This window comes from Paenibacillus dendritiformis (genome assembly GCF_945605565.1).
GTDB lineage: Bacteria > Bacillota > Bacilli > Paenibacillales > Paenibacillaceae > Paenibacillus_B > Paenibacillus_B dendritiformis_A.
The window spans coordinates 4,554,853-4,576,634 of the sequence record NZ_OX216966.1 but is presented as its reverse complement, the minus strand read 5'-3'; the positions used below and the strand labels follow the sequence as shown (position 1 = coordinate 4,576,634).

General features: G+C 53.9%; 18 protein-coding genes and 2 pseudogenes. 16 read left to right on the top strand and 4 right to left on the bottom strand.

Annotation, left to right across the window (positions count from 1 at the left end; translation table 11 throughout):
• Nucleotides 1-33: 33 nt before the first annotated feature.
• The 12 genes from mutS to glnA all read left to right on the top strand — a co-directional run bounded on the left by mutS (nt 34) and on the right by glnA (nt 16,177).
• Entirely contained in the window at nt 34-2,820 is a 2,787-nt protein-coding gene (gene mutS / locus NNL35_RS20420) for a DNA mismatch repair protein MutS (protein WP_006675432.1), read from the top strand.
• Between the two features lie 13 nt (nt 2,821-2,833).
• On the top strand, nt 2,834-4,960 hold the full coding sequence (gene mutL, locus NNL35_RS20415) for a DNA mismatch repair endonuclease MutL (protein ID WP_006675433.1): 2,127 nt from the start codon (nt 2,834-2,836) through the stop codon (nt 4,958-4,960).
• Nucleotides 4,961-5,016: 56 nt separating this feature from the next.
• A complete protein-coding gene (locus NNL35_RS20410) occupies nt 5,017-5,811 on the top strand; it encodes a class I SAM-dependent methyltransferase (RefSeq protein WP_006675434.1) in 795 nt (264 codons plus the stop codon).
• 13 nt (nt 5,812-5,824) lie between these two features.
• Nucleotides 5,825-6,742: a tRNA (adenosine(37)-N6)-dimethylallyltransferase MiaA gene (miaA, locus tag NNL35_RS20405; RefSeq protein WP_006675435.1), complete on the top strand. Its 918-nt coding sequence runs from the start codon at nt 5,825-5,827 to the stop codon at nt 6,740-6,742.
• 49 nt (nt 6,743-6,791) lie between these two features.
• Complete coding sequence (hfq, locus tag NNL35_RS20400; RefSeq protein WP_040730128.1) at nt 6,792-7,034, top strand: RNA chaperone Hfq; 243 nt, start codon at nt 6,792-6,794, stop codon at nt 7,032-7,034.
• A gap of 193 nt (nt 7,035-7,227) precedes the next feature.
• Complete coding sequence (locus tag NNL35_RS20395; RefSeq protein WP_006675436.1) at nt 7,228-9,837, top strand: transglycosylase domain-containing protein; 2,610 nt, start codon at nt 7,228-7,230, stop codon at nt 9,835-9,837.
• A gap of 77 nt (nt 9,838-9,914) precedes the next feature.
• Entirely contained in the window at nt 9,915-10,550 is a 636-nt protein-coding gene (locus tag NNL35_RS20390) for a YdcF family protein (protein ID WP_006675438.1), read from the top strand.
• 101 nt (nt 10,551-10,651) lie between these two features.
• On the top strand, nt 10,652-11,635 hold the full coding sequence (locus NNL35_RS20385; RefSeq protein WP_040730130.1) for an AAA family ATPase: 984 nt from the start codon (nt 10,652-10,654) through the stop codon (nt 11,633-11,635).
• Between the two features lie 61 nt (nt 11,636-11,696).
• Nucleotides 11,697-12,980, top strand: a complete 1,284-nt coding sequence (gene hflX / locus NNL35_RS20380; protein ID WP_006675440.1) for a GTPase HflX — start codon at nt 11,697-11,699, stop codon at nt 12,978-12,980.
• 57 nt (nt 12,981-13,037) lie between these two features.
• Nucleotides 13,038-14,297 carry a methionine gamma-lyase family protein gene (locus NNL35_RS20375; protein ID WP_006675441.1) on the top strand — a complete coding sequence of 420 codons (1,260 nt, stop codon included), beginning with the start codon at nt 13,038-13,040 and terminating at the stop codon, nt 14,295-14,297.
• A gap of 96 nt (nt 14,298-14,393) precedes the next feature.
• Complete coding sequence (locus NNL35_RS20370) at nt 14,394-14,804, top strand: MerR family transcriptional regulator (RefSeq protein WP_006675442.1); 411 nt, start codon at nt 14,394-14,396, stop codon at nt 14,802-14,804.
• Nucleotides 14,805-14,848: 44 nt separating this feature from the next.
• Nucleotides 14,849-16,177: a type I glutamate--ammonia ligase gene (gene glnA, locus NNL35_RS20365; protein WP_006675443.1), complete on the top strand. Its 1,329-nt coding sequence runs from the start codon at nt 14,849-14,851 to the stop codon at nt 16,175-16,177.
• Between the two features lie 104 nt (nt 16,178-16,281).
• On the opposite strand, the pseudogene NNL35_RS30825 reads toward glnA, so the two are convergent.
• The 3 genes and pseudogenes from NNL35_RS30825 to NNL35_RS20350 all read right to left on the bottom strand — a co-directional run.
• Nucleotides 16,282-16,646 (bottom strand): annotated as a pseudogene (locus NNL35_RS30825) (tyrosine-type recombinase/integrase); the annotation flags it as partial.
• A gap of 44 nt (nt 16,647-16,690) precedes the next feature.
• Nucleotides 16,691-16,945: pseudogene (gene tnpA, locus NNL35_RS20355) on the bottom strand (IS200/IS605 family transposase); the annotation flags it as partial.
• A gap of 163 nt (nt 16,946-17,108) precedes the next feature.
• On the bottom strand, nt 17,109-17,390 hold the full coding sequence (locus NNL35_RS20350; protein ID WP_040730131.1) for a WGxxGxxG family protein: 282 nt from the start codon (nt 17,388-17,390) through the stop codon (nt 17,109-17,111).
• 153 nt (nt 17,391-17,543) lie between these two features.
• Between NNL35_RS20350 and NNL35_RS20345 the strand changes: the two genes are divergently transcribed.
• Nucleotides 17,544-17,894, top strand: a complete 351-nt coding sequence (locus NNL35_RS20345) for a hypothetical protein (protein WP_006675446.1) — start codon at nt 17,544-17,546, stop codon at nt 17,892-17,894.
• A 708-nt stretch (nt 17,895-18,602) separates the two neighbouring features.
• Here NNL35_RS20345 and NNL35_RS20340 read toward each other — a convergent pair.
• On the bottom strand, nt 18,603-19,052 hold the full coding sequence (locus NNL35_RS20340) for a hypothetical protein (protein ID WP_006675447.1): 450 nt from the start codon (nt 19,050-19,052) through the stop codon (nt 18,603-18,605).
• Between the two features lie 745 nt (nt 19,053-19,797).
• Here NNL35_RS20340 and NNL35_RS20335 point away from each other — a divergent pair.
• The 3 genes from NNL35_RS20335 to NNL35_RS20325 all read left to right on the top strand — a co-directional run bounded on the left by NNL35_RS20335 (nt 19,798) and on the right by NNL35_RS20325 (nt 21,543).
• On the top strand, nt 19,798-19,977 hold the full coding sequence (locus NNL35_RS20335; RefSeq protein ID WP_040730133.1) for a hypothetical protein: 180 nt from the start codon (nt 19,798-19,800) through the stop codon (nt 19,975-19,977).
• 376 nt (nt 19,978-20,353) lie between these two features.
• Nucleotides 20,354-20,851, top strand: coding sequence for a GNAT family N-acetyltransferase (locus NNL35_RS20330; protein ID WP_006675448.1), 498 nt, complete (start codon nt 20,354-20,356; stop codon nt 20,849-20,851).
• A 587-nt stretch (nt 20,852-21,438) separates the two neighbouring features.
• A complete protein-coding gene (locus tag NNL35_RS20325; RefSeq protein WP_234399621.1) occupies nt 21,439-21,543 on the top strand; it encodes a sporulation protein YjcZ in 105 nt (34 codons plus the stop codon).
• Nucleotides 21,544-21,782 lie beyond the last annotated feature (239 nt).

Here is a 21,782-nt window from a genome sequence, read left to right as displayed (position 1 = left end):
GACGATTCAAGGTCAGGTATCGGAGGGTGTTTAATGGCGAAGATAACGCCGATGATGGAGCAGTATTTGGCGATTAAGCAGCAGGCGGAGGACGCGATTTTGTTTTTCCGCCTCGGCGATTTCTATGAAATGTTCAATGACGACGCGATTGTGGCGGCCAAGGAGCTGGAGATTACGCTTACCGGACGGGGCAGCAGCGGGACGGAAGACCGGATCCCGATGTGCGGCGTACCGTATCATTCCGCCGACAGTTACATACAGCGGCTGATCGAGAAGGGTTACCGGGTCGCCATCTGCGAGCAGATGGAGGATCCGTCCGCCGCGAAAGGGGTCGTGCGCCGCGAGATCGTACGCATTATTACCCCGGGCACGATTATGGAAGGGAAGATGATTGACGAGAAAGCCAATCATTATTTGCTCTGTCTGACAGAGCATGAAGGCATGTACGCCCTGGCCGCCTGCGATCTGTCGACGGGCGAGGTGACGGCGACATCCGCTCCGGCCGGCCAGTCCTGGCTGCTGGACGAGCTGAACGTGTATACGCCGACGGAGATTATCGGCGCGGAGCGGGTGCTGGACGAGGCGCGCCCGGTGACGAAGGCGTGGAGCAAGCCGGTTCTGTTCACCCCTTGGACGAAGCGGGATGAGGCGCTCGCCCAGCGGCAATTCGGCGAGGCGGCCTGGATGCGGCTCGATCCGGAACGCCGCCAGGCGCTGGCCTTGCTGATGTCGTATCTGTCCGAGACGCAGAAGCGCTCCTTATCCCAGCTGACGCAGGTGCGGACGTACGAGCCGGATCAATATCTGGTCCTCGATCCGTTCACCCGCCGCAATCTGGAGCTGACGGAGACGGTGCGCGAGCGGGCGAAAAAGGGCTCGCTGCTCTGGCTGCTCGATCGGACGCAGACGTCGATGGGAGGCCGCCTGCTGCGCCGCTGGATCGACAAGCCGCTTATGAACAAGCGGGCGATCGAGGCGCGGCTCGAAGCGGTGGATACGCTGTATCATCATATGATCTGGCGCGAGGATATCCGGGAGCAGCTTCATCAGGTGTACGATCTGGAGCGTCTCGTCAGCCGGATTGCGTTCGGCACGGCGAACGGCCGCGATCTGATCGCGCTGAAGCATTCGCTGGAGCGGGTGCCCGGCTTGAAGCGGTGCTGCGCGGAGACCGATTCGGCTACGCTGCGCGAGCGGGTATCCGGCCTGGACGACTGCCAGGATATCGTGGCTTGGATCGATCGCGCCATCGTCGAGGAGCCGCCCGTGTCGGTGCGCGACGGCGGCATCATCAAGCCAGGTTATGACGCTTATTTGGACAAGCTGCGGGAAGCGAGCGTGAACGGCAAGCAGTGGATCGCGGAGCTGGAACGCCGCGAACGGGAAGAGACAGGCATCAAGTCATTGAAGGTCGGCTACAACAAAGTGTTCGGCTATTATATCGAGGTGACCCGCTCGAATCTGCAGGCGCTGCCGGAGGGCCGCTACGAGCGGAAGCAGACCTTGGCGAACGCCGAGCGGTTCATTACGGCGGAGCTGAAGGAGAAGGAAGCGCTCATCCTGGAAGCGGAAGATAAAATGATCGGGCTGGAATACGATCTGTTCAGCCAATTGCGCCAGCGCATCGGCGAGCAGATCCGGAGGCTGCAGACGCTGGCCGAGGTGATCGCGGAAATCGACGTGTATCAGTCGCTTGCGGCGGTCGGCGCGGCGCACCGCTTCGTCCGTCCGGAGGTTACCGACGGCTATGACATGCATATCGAGGGCGGGCGCCATCCGGTGGTGGAAGCGGTCATGGAGAGCGGCTCGTTCATGGCGAACGATACCGTGCTGGAGGAGCAGGCCGCCGGCATGCTGCTCATCACCGGGCCGAATATGGCCGGGAAGAGCACGTATATGCGCCAGGTCGCGCTGATGGCGATTCTGACCCAGATGGGCTCCTTCGTTCCGGCCGATCGGGCCGTCATGCCGATTGTCGATCGGATCTTCACCCGCATCGGTGCGGCGGATGATCTTATCGGGGGCCAGAGCACCTTCATGGTGGAGATGATGGATATCCAGGTGATGACCGCCAAGGCGACGCGCCGGAGCCTGGTCATTATCGACGAGCTCGGGCGGGGAACGTCGACGAGCGAAGGGATGTCGATTGCGCAGGCCGTGATCGAGTTCGTCCACGACGAGATCGGCTGCAAGGCGCTCGTGTCGACCCATTTCCACGAGCTGGCCCATCTGGAGGAACGGCTGGGCGGATTGCGCAATGTCTGCATGGCGGTTCAGGAGAGCGGGAATCAGGTGACCTTCCTGCGGAAGCTGATTCCGGGAGCGGCAAGCACAAGCTACGGCATCTACTGCGCGAAGCTGGCCGGGCTGCCGGATTCGATTATCCGCCGCTCTTATGATCTGTTGAAGACCTATGAGACGGGAACGCTGCGGGAGACGGCCGCTTCGGCTGACGCGGGCGTGACACAGGCGGAACAGCCGGTACTGCCGGATCGGGTGCGGGAGCAGGCCGAGCCGATGGCGGTAGCAGAGGATGGCTTGGCAATGGGGCTGGCTATAGAGCCGACGCCGGTTCCGGACACGAACCCGGCCGCGAGCGGCGCGGTCGAGCAGCTGTCGCTGTTCGGCTGGGAGGAATCCGCTGCTAGTTCGACCGCTCCAGCCGCTCCGGTCACGAAGGAGGAGCAGCGGCGGAACCGGCAGGCTGACGAGCTGATCGCCGAGCTGCAGGAGGTCGACGTGCTGTCGCTCACGCCGCTGGAGGCGATGAACGCGCTGCATGCGTTCATGAAGCGGGCGCGCGGGCTGAAGAACGAATAAGGGGGAATTCGAGATGGCCGTCATTCATATATTGGACGAGCATATCGCCAATCAGATTGCGGCTGGCGAGGTCGTGGAGCGGCCTTCCTCCGTCGTCAAGGAATTGGTGGAAAATTCGATCGACGCCGGGAGCACCCGGATAGACGTGACCGTCGAGGAGGGCGGGCTCCAGTTGATCCGGGTCAAGGACAACGGAGCCGGAATCGGAGAAGACGATGTGGAGAACGCCTTCCAGCGCCACGCCACAAGCAAGATCGCTTCCGGCAAAGATCTGTTCGCGATCCGAAGCCTTGGCTTCCGCGGGGAGGCCTTGCCCAGCATCGCCGCCGTGGCGCGGGTAGAGCTCACGAGCTGTGCGGATGACAGCGGCCTCGGGCGGAAGCTGACGATAGAAGGAGGAACCGTAAAAGCATCCGAGCCGGCTCAGTCGATGCAGGGGACGGATATCGCGGTCCGCGACTTGTTCTACAATACGCCGGCCCGCTTGAAATATATGAAGACGGTGCAGACCGAGCTTGGGCATATCTCCGACTACATATACCGTCTGGCGCTCGCCTATCCGCAGATTGCGTTCACGCTGAAGCATAATGATAATATGCTGCTGCAGACGATCGGCAACGGCGATTTGCAGCAGGTGATCGCGGCGGTCTACGGCGTGCAGACGGCGAAGAGCATGGTGCCGGTGGAGGCGGAGCAGCTGGATTACAAGCTGGAGGGCTATATCGGGAAGCCGGAGCTGACCCGATCGAACCGCAATGCAATGTCCTGGTTCGTGAACGGGCGCTATGTGCGCAGCTTCGCCTTGAACCAGGCGGTGCTGAAGGCGTATCATACGCTGCTGCCGATCAACCGGTTCCCGATGATCGTCCTCCATGCGCGGATGCATCCGACACTGGTTGATGTCAATGTGCATCCGGCGAAGCTGGAGGTGCGGTTCAGCAAGGAGCCGGAGCTGTGCGAATTCATCGCGTCAACGCTGCGCGACATCCTGCTGCAGCAGGCGCTTATCCCGCAGGCGGCTCCGGACAAGGCGAAGGTGCGGACCTATGTCGAGCAGACGGAATGGCAGTGGGCTGCCGCGTCGCTGGCCGGCGGCCGCGACGAGCCTCGGCTCAAGCCGATGGGCGCGCTCGTTCCGTCGGCGGAGGCGGAGCTGCCGCCGCTGCCGCCCGAGAGCGAAGCGCCTGCCCCTGGTCCGGACCCGGCCGGGTATGAGTTGGCCCGCCCCGATGTGAAGCCAGCAGATGGCGCGGAGCGGATCGCCGGGGCGACGGCCGTGCCAGCGGAGAACGGCCAGGCGGCTGTTCCGGAGGTGGACGATGGCCGTAAGGATGTTGTGCAAGCGGAGCGGGCGCCTGAGCAAGCTGCCGGGGCGATGCGGGAGCCGGAAGCGGTGCGCGAATCCCGCGGAAGCTATGCCGGCGGGAGCGGAAGCGCGCGTTCCGGTGCTGCTGCCCCGGCGCCAGTGCCGAACCGGCCGCCGAGCGGCTTCCGCCAGGCGGGTGTTCAGGCGGCATGGCAAGCCGGCGCGGGCAAGGCGGCGGAGGCGGAGCTGCCGCCGTTCCCTGCCGTAGAGCTTATCGGCCAGCTGCACGGAACGTATCTTATCGCATCCAATGCGGAGGGGCTGTATCTGATCGATCAGCATGCCGCCCACGAACGCATCAATTATGAATATTATTACGAGCGCTTCGGGCATCCCGAGGAGGCGTCGCAGGAGCTGCTGCTGCCGTTGACGCTAGAGTTCACGACGGCGGAGGCCGCGCGCATCCGGGATCGGCTGCACCTGCTGGAGCAGGCCGGCATCCGGCTGGAGCCGTTCGGAGGGCAGACGTTCCTCGTGCGGTCGTATCCGCACTGGTTCCCGAACGGGGAGGAAGCCGATCTTGTGCGGGAGATGACGGATTGGGTGCTGCGCGAGAAAGTGCCGGATGTCGCCAAGCTGAGAGAGGCCTCGGCCATTATGTGCTCGTGCAAAGCCTCCATCAAGGCGAACCAGCGCTTGACCGAGGCGGAAGCGGAAGCGCTGCTGGTCCGGTTGGCCGCATGCCGCCAGCCGTATACTTGCCCGCACGGGCGCCCGATCGTCGTCAAATTCACAACCTATGATTTGGAGAAAATGTTCAAGCGGGTCATGTAATGCGGCTGCCGCATTTGTGTTTCCCTTTCTGAAGCGTATATAATGAGGAGGAGCTCATGATTGTAACTACGGGGGATAAGACCTCCCCGCACATAAGGGAACGCGCCCGGAAGATGGCCGAGACGTTCGGCCACCGGTTCGTCGAGCGCCGCAGATGTACGCTGGCCGCTCTTCGGAACCGGTACGGGGACGATGAATTTGTCGTCTTCCGCAATAACGATGTACGATACACGAAGCTGGGGGTAACCGAGCTAATCTATCACCCCAGCATGGCCTATGTCCGCATCAAGCGGCTGCTGGCCGGCGAGGGGGACACGATGATTGCCGCCAGCCGCGCCCAGCCGGGCGATGAGGTGCTGGATTGCACCGCAGGTCTCGGGTCCGATGCGCTCGTCTTCTCCCACGTCGTTGGCGAAGCGGGCCGGGTGACGGCTCTGGAGAGCGAACAGGCGCTCTTCACCCTGCTGCACGAAGGGCTTCTCTTGTATGAGAGCAGCATTGAATCCGTCAATGAAGCGATGCGCCGCATCGTGCTGAAGCAGGCCGATCATGTGGAATGGCTGCGCGGCCTTCCCGACCGTTCGGTGGACCTCGTCTATTTCGATCCGATGTTCCGCGAACCGGTGAAGGAATCGGCATCGATCGATCCGCTGCGCGCATTGGCCAATCCGGGAGCCGTGAAGCCGGAAGCGATTCGCGAAGCTTGCCGCGTGGCCCGGAAGACGGTCGTCATGAAGGAATTGCGGGGCAGCGAGGAATTCGGACGGCTCGGATTCGAACGGATCGTGCATACCGGGACGAAATTAGCATATGGAGTGATTGACATTGCCGGCAACAACGTCGCCAACTAGGCCAAGGCTGCTCGTGCTCGTCGGCCCTACGGCAGTTGGCAAGACGAAGCTGAGTCTGGATGTGGCTCATGCCTTCGAGTGCGAGATTATATCCGGCGACAGCATGCAGGTGTACCGCGGGATGGATATCGGCACCGCGAAGCTGCCACTGGAGGAGAGAAGGGGGATACCTCATCATCTTCTGGATATCCATGATCCGGATTATGCCTTCTCCGTCGCCGAGTTCCAGGAACGCTGCCGTCATCTGATTGACGATATCACAGCGCGGAATCGGCTTCCGTTTATTGTCGGAGGGACCGGCTTGTATGTGGAATCGGTCTGTTACAGCTTCGAGTTCAGCGATGCCGGTTCGGATGAGGCTTTTCGCCGGGAGATGAACGAATTTGCGCTCGCTCATGGTCCCGAAGCGCTGCACGCCAAGCTGCAGGCCGTCGACCCGGTCACGGCGAATCGGCTGCACCCGAATGATCAGCGGCGGGTCGTGCGGGCATTGGAGATTTACCATCTGACCGGGCAAACGCTATCGTCGCAGCTGGCAGGCCAAAAGAAGGCGTCTCCGTACGACCTGTGCTTAATCGGTTTGACAATGGACCGGCAGATGCTATATAAACGTATTGAGGATCGAATCGACATCATGCTCCGGGACGGACTGATTGAGGAAGTTCGCCGCTTGCTGGACGCAGGCTACTCGCGTCAGCTCGTCTCCATGCAGGGGCTGGGGTACAAGGAAATCGCTGCGTATTTGGAGAATGAAATGTCGCTGGAGGCCGCCGTCGAACGGTTAAAGCGCGACACGCGGCGTTTTGCGAAGCGTCAGCTCTCCTGGTTCCGCCGCATGCAGGATATTGAATGGGTGGATGTGAGCGAAGCGGAGCGTGCGGACGAACATTTCGATCGAATTTGTAAAATCATAGCAGGAAAGTTTCGGTAAGAGGTTGAATATATTTCAACACAACCTTATGATTATGGGGGTACGGACGATGAATAAATCTATTAATATCCAGGACACGTTTTTGAACCAATTGCGCAAGGAGAGCATCCCGGTGACGGTGTATTTAACGAACGGGTTCCAGATTCGCGGGGTTATCCGCGCGTTTGACAACTTTACCATCGTCATAGACAGCGACGGCCGCCAGCAAATGGTGTATAAACACGCCATTTCCACGTTTACGCCGCAGCGTAACGTATCCCTGATGCAGGATCATCAGAACGACACGCAATAAGCTTCACGGGGGCCGAAGGGAAGCAATGCAACTTTTCGCCCCTGTTTTGCGTCTAATGGTATAGTCCGCTGCCGAACAACCCTGAAGGGTTGTTCTTTTCATTCAACGTCCCATCAGGTGCTGGATAGCTTGCAAATCGTAGGAGATAGAGTAGAGAGAACTCATTTCTGTGAACAAAAGGGAGTCGGTTATAATGACGAGAGAGAAGCAACCTCCCCAGCGTACACGCACGCGCACACCGGTGCCAACCAAGGGGAAAGGGAAGGGGAAACCTCCCAAGAAACGCGGCAAATGGAGTTGGCGCAAAACCTTCTGGCTGTCGTTCTTTATGGCTGCGTTTGCCGCCTTTATCGCGGTTGGCGGTTATCTGTTCATCTTGCTGAACGGCGAGCGTCTGATGCGCGAGTACAAGGACGCCGACATGTTCGAGATGGCTGAAATCTCCACCGTATATGACAGCAATAATAATGTTATCGCCCATTTGGGCAAAGGGATTGAGCATCGGGAGATTGCCGAGCCGGAAGATATTCCGCAGCGCGTCCGCGATGCGTTCATCGCGACCGAGGACCGGCGCTTTAACGAGCACCGTGGGGTCGACCTATGGTCCATCGGGCGCGCCATGGTGAAGGATATTGTGTCGCGAAGCTTGGCCGAGGGCGGCAGCACCATTACCCAGCAGCTGGCGAAGAACATGTTCCTGACCAGCGACAAGACCATTTTCCGTAAGGCGACCGAGGTGTCCATCGCGTTGGCGCTGGAGAACCATTTTACCAAAGACGAAATTTTGACGATGTATTTGAACCGTATTTTCTTCGGAAAACGGGCCTATGGCATTATCGCCGCATCGAAAACTTACTTCGGTACGGAAGATCTCAATAAGCTTGAATTGTGGCAGATTGCCACGCTGGCTGCCATTCCGAAGGCGCCGACCCATTACAATCCGATCAATAATCCGGAGCGCTCGAAGGAACGCCGCCAGGTCGTGCTCCAGCTGATGTACGAGCAGGGTTATATTACGGAGCAGGAGCGGGATGAAGCGTCCGCGGTCGATTACGTGCCGATAGAGACCAAGGATGAAGGGGCCGCCGACAACAATAACGAAGAAGCGTATTATTCTTATCTTGATTATATGGTAGAGGAAATCGTGGAAAGGACCGGTCTTACCGAAGACCAGTTGTTCCGCGGCGGGTACCAGATCTATACGACGTTGGACGCGAATGCGCAGCGTATCATGTATGACGCCTTCAATAACGACGAAATGTTCGAGAAGAGCAAAGACGAGACGAAGGTACAGGGCGCGATGGTCATTACGGATCATAAGAACGGCGCAATCCTGGCGATGATGGGCGGACGAGACTATGCCCGCAAAGGATTGAACCGGGCGACCATCACGCGGCAGCCGGGTTCGGCCTTCAAGCCGATTGTGTCCTACGCCCCGGCGCTGGAGACCGGCAAATGGTTCCCGTGGTCGAAGCTGAGCAACGAGAAGCAATCCTTCAACGGCTATAGTCCGACTAACCTGGGCGGCTATACGACTAGCGTCGATATGAAGGAAGCGGTCAGACGCTCGATCAATATTCCGGCGGTCTGGCTGCTCAATGAGATTAAATTGAAGACCGGTTTTGAATTTGCCAAGAGCTTGGGCATCCCGTTAACGAACGACGATTTAAACTTGTCGATTGCATTGGGCGGGATGACGCACGGCGTGACGCCGATTAATATGGCTACGGCCTACAATGCATTCGCCAATGGAGGCAATTATTATCCTTCTTACGCTGTGGCGAAGATTGTGGACCGCAAGGGGCATGATTATTTCACGTATCATGTGCCGAAGCCGGTGAAGGTCATGAGCGAGCAGACTGCTTACTATATGACCGAGATGCTTACGGATGTCGTGAAAAGCGGCACCGGCACCCAGGCGCAGATCAGCGGCCGCCAGGTAGCGGGCAAGACCGGAACGACGCAGCATTCGGTTCCGGGCTATGATGGTCCGGGCGACCGGGATGCGTGGTTCGTCGGTTATACGCCGGAATGGACGGCGGCGGTATGGATGGGATATGACAAGACGGACCGCGATCACGTGCTGCATGAGAGCAGCCGGGTGCCTTCGCGGATGTTCAGCGAAGTGGTGGGCAAGGCGCTGAAGGATCGGAAGTCCGGTTCCTTCAACAAGCCGGAACATGTCGAGAAGCAGCCTGATCCGGTGCAAAAGGTTAGCGGCCTGGCCGCTTCCTACTCGGAAGCGACGAAGACCGTGTCGCTGAGCTGGCAGCCGGTGCAGGGGGATAATATCGTCTACAATCTGTACCGGAAGTCTTCGGCCGAGCAGGATTATACGAAATTGCTGGCCGGACTGAAGGTCACGAATGCGGAAGATATCGGCGTATTCGCCGGGGAGACGTATTCCTATGTGGTCACGGCGGTAAACGGGGACGAGGAATCTTCCCGTTCCAATGTCGCCACGGTGAAGATCGAGGAAGAAGAGATTCAGATACCGGAGACGCCAGAAACGCCGGAGCCGCCGATTGTGGATCCTCCGGATCCGGGGGAAGACCCGGACGGATCGGTTGATCCGTTTCCTCCTGACTCGGACGGTTCCGATTCGTCCGGAGGCTGGGATGATACGGGCACGGTGCCTGGAACCGTGGTGCCGGATCAGCCGGAGCAGCCGACTCCGCCGGATCAGACGGATAGCTTCGAAGATCCGGATCCGGGGCAGGATCAGGCCGTTCCGGGCAACAACGGAGAGGGCAATGGCCATGGCTTTGGCCGTAACGGAAATAACGGCAACGGAAATGGTTAATGCATGTTTACGCATCAGAGGAAGCGCGCAATGATGAATTGCGCGCTTTTCTTTTGAAAGGGAGGAGTGAGTCGCACATGATTCAAGGAAAAGAGCTTGGCGTACATACGAATAAGGGCAGATTGCGGGCAAGGCTGCTGTCTCTTGCCGGAACGCTGCTGTTCGCAGGCCTGCTGTGGCTCGCTTATACACAGTGGAAGATTGCGTCGGTGCCTGAAGCGGCGCCGTCGGTCCGCACGGAGATCGGCATCGTGCTTGGGGCCTCGCTCTGGGGCGACGAACCGAGTCCGGGCTTGCGGGAACGGCTGAACAAAGCGCTCGAACTGTACAAGGAGGGGCGGTTCGATTATATTATCGTGTCCGGGGGATTGGATCGTCCGGATGCGAATTTCACGGAAGCCGAAGGCATGGCCCACTACTTGATCGATCATGGGGTAAGCGAAGATCGCATCGTGCTGGAAGGCGAGTCGACGAGCACGCTGGAAAATCTTCGCTTCAGCCAGCGCATGATGAAGGAGCGAGGCTGGACGTCGGCCACGATCGTGACGCATGACTTCCATGGCATGCGCGCATTGGAGATTGCCCAAGCGCTCCGCTATGAACAGCCGCAGGTCATTACCGTAAGCAGCGAGGTGCTGTCTCCGCTATGGTATCGCGGCCGTGAATCGCTGGCGTATACGAAATGGAAATGGGACGAGTTGTGGATTCCGTAAACTTCTAATAACCTGTTCGACGCTAGAATATATTGAACATCATAGACGATTCTGCCTCGGGATGGCAGGATCGGGAGTTGAACGTCGAAAGGGTGACGCAGATGAACGTACGACTCAAAGCGGCCGGCTCGAATGCAGAAGCAAGACCTTCGCGTCAAATTAATGTCGTCATCCGTCCGGTGGAGACACCGGCCGAATCCGCGGCTCAGCAGGAGCAGGCCCGGACGGCCGGTCAGGATAAGTCGGCCATGCCGGCGGAAGGGCCTTTTGCCGATATCCGCAAGGAGCTGGACCGGCTCGTCGGTCTGGAGCATATGAAAGAAATCGCGTTTGAGCTCTATGCCATCCTGCAAATGAACCGCCGCCGCCAGGAAGCGGGTCTCACGTGCCAGCCTCATGTGTATCATATGGTTTTCAAAGGGAACCCGGGGACAGGCAAGACGACGGTTGCCCGAATTATGGCGAAAATGTTCCAGCAGCTCGGATTGCTGAGCAAAGGCCATCTGCTAGAAGTGGAGCGCGCGGATCTGGTTGGGGAATATATAGGGCATACGGCACAAAAGACGCGTGATTTGATCAAAAAGGCGATGGGCGGCGTCTTGTTCATTGATGAAGCATACAGCTTGGCTCGCGGCGGCGAGAAAGATTTCGGCAAAGAAGCGGTGGACACACTAGTAAAAGCGATGGAAGATCAGAAGAACCAGTTCGTTCTGATCTTGGCAGGGTATTCGGAAGAAATGGACTGGTTGATGCAGACGAATTCCGGGCTGCCCTCCCGTTTTCCGATTCAAGTCGAGTTCCCCGATTATACGGTCGATCAACTGCTGCTGATTGCGGAATCCATTGCCAAGGAGCAGGATTATGTACTGATGCCTCAATCTCTCTCGCAGCTGAAGAACGTCATTCTGGACGAGAAGATTCTGTCTTCCAACTTGTTCAGTAATGCGCGGTTCGTTCGCAATGTCATGGAGAAGGCGATGCGCAATCAAGCGGTGCGCTTGCTGCAGACCTACCCGGAACAGTCGCCGGGCAAGCTGGAGCTTATGACGCTCCGGCCGGAAGATTTAAAATGGGAGCGCAAATGAGGTATACTGGGGTACAGAAGCGGGAAGCTGGCCACTATGACATGAAGGAGACCTTCAATGCATGCGAAGAACGTTCTATGAGACTTCCTCGGATATTCAGGACCGGGCGGTCTTGGTGACACTCATTACGGATGAAGTCCGGCGCAGCCGGCTTCGTCCGGAAGATTCCTTGCAGGAATTGGTGCAGCTGGCGGAGACGGCCGGCGTTGCCGTGCTGTCGGTTATGATGCAGCAGCGGGAGAATGCCGACTCGAAATGGTTCATAGGCAAAGGCAAGGTTGCCGAACTGGGAGCGGTCATCGCGGAGCTTGACGCGACGACTGCCATCTTCGATCAGGAGCTGTCCGGCGCCCAGGTTCGAAATCTGGAAGAAGCGCTCGATGTGAAAATTATTGACCGGACACAGCTGATTCTGGATATATTTGCACAGCGCGCGAAGACAAGAGAGGGTATTATTCAAGTCGAGCTTGCACAACTCTCTTACTTGCTGCCGCGGTTATCGGGCCATGGACGCAATCTATCCCGGCTAGGAGGCGGCATTGGAACGCGCGGGCCGGGGGAGACGAAGCTGGAGACCGATCGGCGCCATATCCGTCGGCGCATCTCCGATCTGAAGCGTCAGCTTCAAGAGGTGGTCCGGCACCGCGGTGTCTATCGCGAGCGCCGCAAGAAGAGCGGCGCGATTCAGGTGGCGCTCGTCGGCTATACGAACGCGGGCAAGTCGACGCTGCTCCGCCAGTTGACGGAAGCGGATGTCTACGTGGAGAACCAGCTGTTCGCCACGCTGGATCCAACCTCCCGGCAATGGGAGCTGCCGAACGGCAAATCGACCATTTTGACGGACACGGTCGGTTTCATTCAGCATTTGCCGCATGAGCTCGTCGCTTCGTTCCGCGCGACGCTGGAAGAAGTGAATGAGGCGGATCTCATTCTGCATGTCGTGGATGCCTCTTCTCTTATGCGGGAGGAGCAGATGCGGGTCGTCGACGATATTTTGCAGCAGTTGGGCGCCGGGGCGAAGCCGCAGATTGTGCTGTATAATAAGAAGGATATGTGTATCGAGGAGCAGCGCCACATGCTGCCCTTGGATGAGAGCCATTTCTTGATCAGCGCGTACGACGAAGCCGATCTTGAACAGGTGCGGCTTGCCGTGCAGCAGCATCTGTCGGGCCGCACGGTGACCTATCGGCTGCCGGGCGCGCGCGGGGATCTGATCGCGCTTGCCCACCGGATCGGCGAAGTGCTGGAGCAGGAAGCGGACGGCGAGGATGTGCGGCTGACTGTTCGTCTCGATCGGGCGGAAGCAGAGCTCCATAGCTACAAGCTGGAGCCTTATCTATCATAAGTACAACGGGAGCTTGTTGGGAAGTGCGTTGTCGAGAACAAGGGGAATGAAGGGAACATGCAATTTACAGATGAGATGATGAAGCTGGCAGAACGGGTAGAAGAAATAATCAAGGATCGGGTCCGGGACATCGAGTCGATTGCGGAACAGAACCAGTGGAAGGTCATTCAGGCTTTTCAGCGGCATCAGGTAAGCGATTATCATTTTGCCGGATCGACGGGCTACGGCTACAATGATCGGGGCAGAGAAGTGCTGGATGAGGTCTATGCTGACGTATTCGGCGCGGAGGCGGCGCTTGTGCGGCCTCATTTCGTATCGGGGACGCATACGATCGCGACCGCGCTGTTCGCGGTGCTCCGCCCGGGCGATGAGCTGCTGTATATTACCGGAACACCTTACGATACACTGCACAAGGTGATTGGACAAGAAGGCGACGGCACCGGCTCGCTTCGCGACTGGGGCATTCATTACGGTGAGGTGGAGCTGACGGATGAGGGCCGGGTCGATTGGGCGGAGGTCGAGCGGCGGATCTCGCCGCGCACGAAGGTGATTGGCATTCAGCGATCGCGCGGCTACGCCTGGCGGACATCGTTCCGCGTCGATGAGATCGCGGACATGGTTGCCCAGGTCAAGCGGCTGCTTCCGGATGCGATCGTGTTCGTCGATAACTGTTACGGCGAATTTACGGAACGGCTGGAGCCAACGGAGGTCGGAGCGGATCTGATTGCCGGTTCGCTCATCAAAAATCCGGGCGGCGGCATAGCCGAGACCGGAGGCTACATCGCCGGCAAGCGCCGCTTCGTGGAAGCGGCGGCGGCCCGGCTGGCCGCCCCGGGCATCGGGGGCGAAGTCGGGGCGATGCTCGGCATGACGCGCGCCATGTACCAAGGGCTCTTCCTTGCGCCGAGCATCGTGGGACAAGCCGTGCGCGGCAGCGTCTTCGCAGCGGCCATGTTCGAGGAGCTCGGATTCCAATCGTCTCCGCACTGGTCGGCGCCGCGGACGGATCTCATCCAGGCGATCCGCTTCGATTCCGCCGAGCATCTGATCGCCTTCGTGCAAGGGATCCAAAAGGCGTCCGCCGTCGATGCCCATGTCGTGCCGGTGCCATGGGATATGCCCGGCTATGAGCATCCGGTCATTATGGCGGCCGGCACCTTCATCCAGGGCGGGAGCCTGGAGCTGTCGGCGGATGCGCCGATACGGGAGCCGTATACGGCGTACATGCAGGGCGGATTGACTTATGCCCATGCGAAGCTGGGAGCGATGACCGCCTTGTCCGCCATGGTGGAGCGGGGGCTGCTGAAGCTGTCCTGATTTTTCTGTCAGTTTTTCTGACATCTGTTGACACCTATTTGAACGGGAGATACAATGAAGGGGAGCAAGGGATCACCAGAGGAAGGTTGATGAGCGGTGGGGGATGAAATTCGCAGAAATATGGCTTTGTTTCCAATCGGCATCGTAATGAAGCTGACGGATTTGACCGCAAGGCAAATTCGTTACTATGAGCAGCATGAATTGATCATGCCTGCACGCACGTCCGGCAACCAGCGTCTATTTTCGTTCAATGACGTGGAGCGGCTGCTGGAGATTAAGGCGCTTATTGAGAAGGGTGTGAACATCGCCGGGATCAAGCAAGTGCTGCATCCGGTCTCCAAGGAATCCCAGGAGGCGACCGTGCTAAGCGAAGATTCGGAAAGCAAACGCAAGGAACTGTCGGAGACTCAACTGCATCGAATGCTGAAGCAGCAGCTCATTTCCGGAAACAGACCGGGTCAAGTGTCATTGATTCAAGGTGAACTGTCTCGTTTCTTCACGAAGTGATCAAACCAATCTAATCCAGGTTCACAAGAAGGAGATGTTACCCCGTGGGTTATACCAGAGAAGACATTGTACGCATCGCGGAAGAACAAAATGTACGATTTATCCGGCTTCAATTTACGGATTTGCTGGGAACGATCAAGAATGTGGAGATCCCGGTAAGCCAATTGAACAAGGCGCTGGACAACAAAATGATGTTTGACGGCTCTTCTATCGAAGGTTATGTGCGGATTGAAGAATCAGATATGTATCTGGTGCCTGATCTGGATACTTGGGTGGTATTCCCATGGGTAACGGAAGATCGTGTAGCACGGTTGATTTGTGACGTATATACAACAGACGGAGTTCCGTTCGCCGGATGTCCGCGCGGCATTCTGAAGCGGGCGCTGAAGGAAGCGGAAGAAATGGGCTATACGGCGATGAATGTCGGACCGGAGCCGGAGTTCTTCCTGTTCAAGACGGATGAGAAGGGCAATCCGACGATGGAGCTGAACGACCAGGGCGGCTATTTCGACTTGGCTCCGACGGACCTCGGGGAGAACTGCCGCCGCGAGATCGTATTGAAGCTGGAGGAAATGGGCTTTGAAATCGAAGCTTCTCACCATGAAGTAGCGCCGGGGCAGCATGAGATTGATTTCAAGTACGCGGACGCCATCAAGGCGGCCGACCAGATTCAGACCTTCAAGCTCGTCGTGAAGACGATCGCCCGTCAGCATGGCCTGCACGCCACTTTCATGGCGAAGCCGCTGTTCGGCGTGAACGGTTCCGGTATGCACTGTAACATCTCGCTGTTCCAGGGCAAGGAGAATGCTTTCTACGATGAGAAGGATAAGCTGGGCTTGAGCGACGATGCCCGCCGCTTCATGGCCGGGGTGTTGAAGCATGCCCGCGGCTTCGCGGCCATTACGAATCCGACGGTCAACTCCTACAAACGGCTTGTTCCGGGATACGAGGCTCCATGCTACGTCGCCTGGTCCGCGAGCAACCGCAGCCCGATGGTCCGCATTCCGGCATCCCGCGGCCTCAGCACGCGCGTCGAGGTGCGCAACCCGGATCCGTCGGCGAACCCATATTTGGCGTTGGCCGCCATTCTGAAGGCCGGATTGGACGGTATCAAGAAAAATTCCGCTCTGCCGGCGCCGACCGACCGGAACATCTACGTGATGACCGACGAAGAGCGGGAAGCGGAAGGCATCCCAAGCTTGCCATCCAGCCTCAAGGAAGCGCTGGAAGCATTGCTCCGCGACGAGATCATTTGCGATTCGCTCGGCGAGCATGCGCTGCAGCACTTCATGGAACTGAAGGAAATCGAGTGGGATATGTACCGCACACAGGTTCATCAGTGGGAACGCGATCAATATATGACCTTATATTAATTCTTTCATCCCTAGAGCCGCAAGGCTTCTGGGGATTTTTAATTTGCGGGTGAAAGGATACGGGGAAGGTAGCGGAGTGGAGCACCCACAAAACACCCACAATTTTATTCGAGAATGTTTTTGAGGTGATTCTCAAACTTGTCCATATTCGTAGCCTCAAGTTTTTTGGATACGTGGGCGTACACGTAATTTGAATACTTCCGTGGCCAAGCCGTTCTTGGACATATTTCATATCGGCGCCGCTCTCAAGCAATTTGACGGCGTGGGTGTGGCGCAGCGAATGGATCGGCCACGGCGGTAATCCGGCGCGCTTCAGGATCCTTGAGAAGGCATTAAAAAGTGATGATTTTGGCATGAAATTGCCGTCTTCTCGACAGAGCACCAGATTCAGATCGTGGTGGTATGCGTCATTTAGGCCAAGCTTGTTTTGATTTTGCCAGTTCACGTGGTAACGCAGATCATTGGTCAAAGACTGACTCATTGAATTTTACGCGAGTAGAGCGAAACGTTAATGTCCGAAGGAGAATACGTCGGCACCACATTCAAAAATAAATGCACATGATCCGGCATGACCTCCATGGCAATCACCTGCCATTTATGCTCTCCGCAAATAGTCGACACCAGTTCCTTGAAGCGGACTTCGACTTGTTTTACCAATACCTTTCTTCGATAGCGCGGACAAAATACAAAATGATAGTTGATTAAAGATACGGTTGTGGCGGTTCGTCTATATTCTTGTCCCCTAACAACATGGTATCCGTTTAAAATTATAACTGCAACAAGGTGCTGTAGGACAATTTAGCTGTCCTAAGCCGATTCATCCCATGCCTAAGGCAAGGGCTTTCTCGGCTAAATATCTGTAATGAAAAAATACACCCATTCGAAATAATGATGGGTGCATTTTAATCTTTAGAACGGCTAACTAGACATCTTATGACCGTTGGTCGGAATATTCATTGCTTCTTTTACGCAATCCTGCTAACCCAAATAATCCAAGCAGACCGAGCCAGCCATAATTGTTGCCTCTGTTACCATTTGTAGCGTAAGTTCCAACGTTGTTTGTGTTGTTGCCGGTTGTGTTGGTAGTGTAACCATTATTCGCGTTGGTGTTCATGCCGCCGTCGTAACCGGAACCATCTACCGCAAAGGCTGGCACCGCAAGTACCATAGAAATGGACACCATTATCAGGATAGCTGACAATCGTTTTTTCATTTTTTCACCCCCGGTTAATATTGGTGCATCGATAGTAAGATTCCCAGGTAGTCCGATCTTTATTCGTTGACTTTTCCATGGGACGAATATCCTTCCTTATGTCGAAGTGTGAGTGTAGTAGTAAACAATTATCTTAAAAGGAGATGTTTTTACATGCCGAGAAAATTGTTGCTGGCTACCTCAGTTGTGTTGTTGTTGTCTTTTGGTGCGGTTGCTTCTGCGGCGCCAATCAAAGTATCAACTAATAATGAGTTTTCGACAAAAGAAATTTCATGGACAGTTACGTTAAAAGTGGGGGAAACGTACCAGTTGCCTTACGGTCGTAATTACAAATACTATCCTTATCCAAATGGCGGTAGTCCTTACTTTAAAGTAAGCAGTACCGGACTCGTAACAGCATTAAAGAATCCGTATTTACGCGAAGGGGAGCCGGTTGGTGGGGTTGGAATTGTGCAAGAAGGAGTCAAAGATATTGGGGAAATTTTTATTGTTATTACAGATTAAAATCAGTCATTAAAATAGCGTCATTAAGTCGCTGATTATTTCAGCGTCTTTTTTATTGCGGGAATATTAAAGGGCGATTTTTCTGTGTCGAAACACGTGAAATATTAGGATATTACTACTTTTGAACTATATACCTAATTGAAAGGCGGCCGCATTTACAGTGCGTTTGCTGCCACTGGTGTAGCGGATACACTCGAAAAAGCAATTTCAATGTTCTTGCCGCAAAGCCCAATAACGCTCTTTATTTTCTGATGCTGAAGATCAAGATTGGTATACTTGGACGAATAACACCGGACAAGATAGATTCATATATGTAAATCTACAGCCTGGAAGTGGTAACACTTTTATAAAGTTGGGATATGAAATTAATACTATGAATTTATACATCGAGACAGCACTGATAAGGACTGGTTTGCATGGACTAATAACACAGGAAAAATGCAGAGATTATTTGCATGGATTATGCCAAAGGGCGATTGGAGAAACTTTAGATTAGCCTTCAAAATTCAGTACAATGAGAATACGAGCACGGGATTGATGTACACAAATTATAATATTGGCCGCATCAATTTATTGAAAATGTATATATCGCTAATTTGCATGGTTTTTTTAGTTCTATTCAACTGTGTGAAAAGCAAAAACTTAAACCGCACACAATATGATGCGTTTAGAAAGAGGTGAGCCCCGGAGTGTTCCGGGGCTTGTCGGTTATTTCAATGGTTCTGTTTTAAATTTGGCGCGCATTTCATCGTAACCCGTCTTGAGCTCTCCCTCGCCATCAGGAGTAAACCCGAAGCCGATTTTTCCTTCCATAACCAGCACGATAATTTCTTTTTCTTTCCCGTCAACGGTACCTCGTGCTAGTACGAGCGTTCCTTTCTTTCCGGATTCTTCGTAATCGATAGACTCCATAACTTTCGGATCTTTGTACATCTTGCTCTCGTCGGTCACATTATTTTGCCCTAAAGCAAATAGAGGCTTGATGTCAGGATGAACATTTTCTTCGACAAACTTTGTCTTGGCATCTACATCGGTTCCATTCACGAACGTATTGATATAGTCGAGAACGAGCCCTTCATCTTTTGACTGTCCTCCGCCGGCCCCGCAGCCTACCAAGACCAACAAACACACCAGGAATATTGCGCTTAATTTCTTCAAAATTCCCCCTCCTTCGCTTTAATTATATGACTATACGCTCATATATTCTATACCTTAAATTAGACTAAATAATGAAAACTCCGGATTACTCCAAGGCTTATTTTGTTTTAAAGAAACACTCACAAAATGATGAAATCGTATGATATCACATGATGTCCCTGATACGAAAAGCTATCAAAAACAAGGTTTACCAAGAACTATCAAACGGTGTGAAATGCAAAAAACTTAATCGCACACATGTTCATCAGTGGGAACACGTTCAATATATATTAATTATCGAAGTCTTGGCGCTCTAAGCGTTGAGGGCTTTTTACTATGGGGATTAACGATTCGGGCTCTATAACCTATTAAAAGGGAGGGGGCATGCCGGAAGTATACCGATGACAACGGCCGAATAACAGATCAGATCGGACGCCATATCAGGTGATTGCTGAGTTCCGGGCTTACATCAATTGGACTGAGAGTATTGCTGACCATTCGGCGCTAGTTCTCAACGGGACAAAGGACAAGCCAACTCCACAGTGTTTTGAACGCCGATTATAAAACGGCTGCCGCAAAATCTGGCGTAGTGGGTAAGCGACCGATCCGAAGTACCCACAAATGCTGATACATATATCAGTATGGGTTTCAAAAATATGATCAGGCAGGTAGAGTAACGGAAGCCAGCGTAGAACGAAATGGCAAGAATATTAGGACAATGTTGTTCTAAACTATACGGCCGCTTTTACATAACGAAAAGGATGGGATGCCAATTAAATTCAAGAAGATCACTTCAACTTTCATTATGCTTGCTATGGTTTTGGTATTATCACAAAGTGCGTTTGTTGCTAAAGGGATCGGCTGCACAAAGGAAAGTGCGATTGACTTATTTCCAAAAAAACAAGTTAACCTGTATATTGAAGACAGCACGGACAAGCGATTATGAAAATTTCAGCTTAGGGCAGCTTATTTAAAACATATATATACCAGACGGGGCTACGGTGTATTTTCTTGTCAAAAAAATTAATGGTGGGATTGCAAAGTACGATTTAGGTTTGGAAGTATATGATGCATACTAAGCATCTATTTTAAGTCGCTGATTAGTCAGCGGCTTATAAACTATCCATCTAGTGTCAAATTCGAAGTATTAGGGGAGAATCTCCAAATTATGAAGAGAGCAAGTGCCTTTAAAGGGTAAAACAACAGGAACTTGTGACTCCTGTATTATCGTAGTAAAATATGCACAACTATAAAGAGCTTATCTACAACAAGAAAAGGAGTGTTACTATTTATGGAATTTACCCGTCTTACGAGTACAAATGATGCTTATTTTAAAAAAGCATTTGAAATTATATAAGGTCAGCTTTCCCGAGCACGAACAAAGATTATTGGAAGATCAAATTGCAGCCTTGGATCATTCGGCATATCATTGCGACGTGATCTTAGATAAGGACGTATTTGTTGGGATTATCTTCTATTGGAAAACGGCTCGATCTTGTTATATTGAACATTTTGCAATTGATCCGGATATGCGCGGAAATAGTATGGGATCTCGTTGTTTGAAACAGTTTTGTGAAATGAACCATCTTGTCATTTTAGAAATTGACCCGCCGGTAGATCCGATTTCGATTAGACGCAAAAATTTCTATATGCGACTTGGCTTTCAAGAAAATCATTACGAACATAAACATCCTGCGTATCGAAAAGAGAATTTACCCCATGACCTTGTCATCATGAGTTATCCAAGGAGTATTGCAGAAAATGAACATACCGAATTCAATGAATATTTGAAAAATACGATTATGAAGTTTGACATTTAGTCAGATTATGGCACTTATGCAAGTATCGTTTTGTACAGGTCATGTGAGATTCATCCAAGGAAATGCTTTGTTAAGGGATAAGTAACAAAAAAAAACCCGGATTACTCCGAGGCTTTTTTCTTACGGTATACATGGGGAGGTGCACCCAAAAGCAGCAGAAAACTGACTTCTTCTGAAGACGCCGGAAGGCCAGAACAAGGCCGTCAGCGGAAGGGAAGTGGAGCACCAACGCTAAGGTTCTAGGGTGCTCCACTAAAATGAGGACTTAGCAACAATGTCTTTTACGTTTGCACACGACCAACACTTTCTGACCCTCTTTAAGAACAACAGTGATTGCTTTACGATGACGTCTCATTCAAGCCACCTCCTTTCTGTATTACAATATGAGAAATTGTTTTAAATGTTTGTGCTAAAGCCTGAGGTGTAACTAACATGAATGTGATGTCACAACACTTTGGTTTCTGGGAGCTGCAAGGGGCGCGTCATTTGCAAAAACAGCCCAAATTTTGAGCATATGGGTTACAGCCAAGTCAATCCGTCCGTAATTCTAATATCATGGGAGTACCAAGAGAAAGGAGGTAACTCAAATGAGTGGAGTTACTTGTGGTGTTGGAGGTCTCTGGACGTCGACTGGTGTAATTTTGGTATTGTTCATTCTGCTCGTAATCGTTTCCCGTGCATTTATTTATTAATTGGTCCTAATGAGACTGCGCCTTCCGCGTTAGCGTGTTAAGGCCGCCTTTGTTCGAGGCCCTGCTCATACAGCGGGGCCGTTTTTTTGTATGTCCGGGCTTTTGGGGGGCTGTTCATAGTGAACAAGAAAAAAGGTGGAGCAGCATAGTCCTGTCTCATAATGTCTTCTTGGAGTGGTTCTCAAATAACTTTTCCACAAGTACTTTATCAATCAGCCTTTCTCTAATCAATAAAATAC